This window comes from Rhodopirellula sp. JB055 (assembly GCF_043100905.1).
GTDB lineage: Bacteria > Planctomycetota > Planctomycetia > Pirellulales > Pirellulaceae > Rhodopirellula.
This window is the reverse complement of sequence record NZ_JBICHO010000489.1, coordinates 1-2,950: the sequence shown is the minus strand read 5'-3', so window position 1 is coordinate 2,950 and position 2,950 is coordinate 1. Positions and strand designations below refer to the sequence as shown.

Genomic DNA, 2,950 nt, shown 5'->3' with positions numbered 1-2,950 from the left:
TTGGCCGGGGGAGTTTTCATCTCGGCCGTGAGTTTGAGCGGGGGTGACGCCTCGCTTGGTTCCCAAGCATCGGCTCGATTGCCAGGTACAACCTGGCCTACGGTCGGGCGAGGAAGTGAGGCGTGACTTGCTGGTGTCTTTGAGCGTTTGATCGGATGTAGGCCAGGTTCCACCTGGCGATGGTGGTTGCGGTCCGAATTCTTGGCGAATCCGGCTACCGTTTGTGCCTGTGCGAATCTGGCGACCTTCGAGGAAAGTCTGGCTCGCAGGCCGCTCGCCCACGCTGGGGCCAAGGGAAAAGAAGTGAGAGTGCTGGGACTCGAACCCAGGACCATTCGATTAAAAGTCGAATGCTCTGCCAACTGAGCTACACTCTCGACCGACGACGAATCGTCGGTTTGAACTGAACCGAAACGGTGGAGCAAGATTCACCGATATTCGAGAGTGAATACCAGAAAAAAAAGCTGCCAATTGCAGAAGCAATCCGGCCGACCGAGTTCAAGCGGAGCGGACAGGATTCGAACCTGCGGAACCAGTTTCCCGGTTCACCGATTTAGCAAACCGGCGCTTTCGACCACTCAGCCACCGCTCCTGGTGGAAACGTGCCCGCGGGACGTTGCCGCCGCGTGACGTGTTTCGGTCAGGCGGGATTGTGCTTCATTCCGCTTTCCGCTGCAACCCTTTCTGGCCTCTGATAGGCGGACACAGAGAACTTTTTCTGGGTTCGGATCCCTTCCGAATGTTGCAATCGACCCAGTCCCCGCAATTGGAACCCAAAACGGGGATTGCTCGCCCCTCGTTCGAACCCCGCGAGCACATCCACCCAAGTCTTGAGTTGCATTACACTGGACCATCCCATGGCGGTTCGCCCAATCGATGTGCCCTCCCAGGAATCGAACGGATTCGACGATCGGTTCCGTTCGGCCAATGGTTTGTTTGAATCATCGTGTTTTCCCACCCCTTCCCCACCTGATTTTCACCAACATGCGACCTCTTTTTGTAAACGTCTTGTCGGCTGCTTTGGCGGCATCCACTCTCTCCGCGTATTCCCCACTCGTATCTGCCGAGGACGCTCGCCCGACGAAAGTCGTGTTTCAAGATGATTTTGAAAATGGCGACGATCGTTGGGAATTCCTGGATCCCAAGACTTGGAAATTCAATTCACCCACCGGCGAATCCAAGAACGGATCGATCGAGATCACGGATCGTAAATCCGAGTACTCGCCCCCGACCCGGAGTCCTGGTCACGTGGCCTTGGTCAAAGACTTGGAAGTTGGCAGTTGCGAGATTCAATTTCGTGTCCGCAGCACCCTGGACACCGGCAATCACCGAGATTGCTGCGTGTTCTTTGGATACCAGGATGCTTCGCATTTTTACTACGTTCACTTGGGAGCGAAGCCTGACCCGCACAGCGGTCAAATCATGATCGTCAAGGAAGCCCCGCGATTGGCACTGACGAAGAACGAGAAGCTGACGCCTTGGGACAATGACTGGCACAACGTGTTGGTTCGCCGGGACGTTGAGAGCGGAAAGATTGAGGTGTTCTTTGACGACATGGAAACGCCTCACATGAGCGTCGTCGACAAAACGTTCGGAGCCGGTCGCATCGGGTTGGGCTCGTTCGACGATTTGAACGAGTTCGATGACGTGGTCGTCCGTGAATTGGACTGACGATTTTGAAGACGGATCTCGCAATGGGCCGGGGGAGCAAGACGCATGAGTTCATGCTCGGCCCTCCCCTCGCTTCGCTTGCCCCTCCACGAGAGAGGGTGAAGTTTTGGAGGCTTCGAATCAAAAAGGATTACGAGATGCCGCTCCATTCCACCACAGGAACAACATGAGCACGGAAGAAGAGTCAACCAAAGAAGCGGACTGGGATCTCGATCCGAAGTTTGACTTCGTCGACGCCCATCGTTTGCCGTTCTCAGCTGACAAGGTGTCGTTGAAAAAGATCGACACGGAGTGTTCTGGGCCGTTCGAAGGAAAGGCTCACGGTCGAGCGTTCACGCATCAAGCGAACATCGAAATTCGCGATTTGCAGTACCGGATGTACACGGAGGGCAAGCAATCATTGTTGGTTGTTCTGCAGGCTCCTGACGCAGCCGGCAAAGATGGTCTGATCCGCAAAGTGCTTGGCCAGATGAACCCGCAAGGGTGCCGGACCTACCCGTTCAAAGTGCCGTCGTCGGAGGAGCGGGCGCACGATTTTTTGTGGCGAATTCACAAAGCGGCTCCTGCGGCGGGCAAGGTTTCGATTTTCAATCGTTCGCACTACGAAGATGTTTTGGTCGTGCGTGTCGAGGATCTGGTGCCGAAGTCGGTTTGGAAAGAACGCTACGAGATCATCAACGACTTTGAGAAGATGCTCGCCCATCGTGGGACTCGGATTTTGAAGTTCTACCTGCACATCAGTCCGCGGGAACAACTCGAACGATTCAAAAAACGCTTGGACGATCCGACCAAGCACTGGAAGCTGAACCCGGGCGATTACGAGGCCCGTGACAAATGGGACGATTATCGCGAGGCGTACGAGGAGGCGATGGAAAAATGCCACTCGAAAATCGCTCCATGGCACGTCATCCCCGCGGACAAGAAGTGGTACCGAGACGCGTCGGTTGCCGCGATTGTTCGCGAAACGCTGCGTGACATGGATCCGCAACTGCCAAAAGTGGACGTGGATTTGGACCACATCCGGCAGCTCTATGAACGTGAATTGGCTGAGATGACGGAGTGATCTGGTACGGTTTCTTGCGGTTTCTCTAACAGGGTGGCTTGTCAGACCCGGTTTCGTCTGAAAACTCACTGTTTCTTGGCTCACTCTTTTCTCGACTGATTGCTTTCGTACATGAAAAATCGCCGCAACCCGACACGCCCGGACACCATCCCATAGAACAAGAACGGATACCATCACCCGAACGCTGTTCAAAGCATTACAGCTACGAAGACACAA

General features: G+C 54.8%; 3 protein-coding genes and 2 tRNA genes. 2 read left to right on the top strand and 3 right to left on the bottom strand.

Translation table 11 applies throughout. The annotated features are described in order from the left end of the window. The 3 genes from ACF8AM_RS19320 to ACF8AM_RS19310 all read right to left on the bottom strand — a co-directional run. The coding region (locus ACF8AM_RS19320; RefSeq protein WP_392557222.1) for a DUF1589 domain-containing protein at positions 1-282 on the bottom strand (282 nt) is incomplete at its 3' end. Between the two features lie 22 nt (positions 283-304). After that, positions 305-377 (bottom strand) — tRNA-Lys (locus tag ACF8AM_RS19315). Positions 378-503: 126 nt separating this feature from the next. Beyond that, a tRNA-Ser gene (locus ACF8AM_RS19310) sits at positions 504-592 on the bottom strand. 392 nt (positions 593-984) lie between these two features. Between ACF8AM_RS19310 and ACF8AM_RS19305 the strand changes: the two genes are divergently transcribed. After that, positions 985-1,671 carry a hypothetical protein gene (locus tag ACF8AM_RS19305; RefSeq protein ID WP_392557221.1) on the top strand — a complete coding sequence of 229 codons (687 nt, stop codon included), beginning with the start codon at positions 985-987 and terminating at the stop codon, positions 1,669-1,671. A gap of 166 nt (positions 1,672-1,837) precedes the next feature. Then, positions 1,838-2,734, top strand: coding sequence for a polyphosphate kinase 2 family protein (locus ACF8AM_RS19300; RefSeq protein WP_392557220.1), 897 nt, complete (start codon positions 1,838-1,840; stop codon positions 2,732-2,734). Positions 2,735-2,950 lie beyond the last annotated feature (216 nt).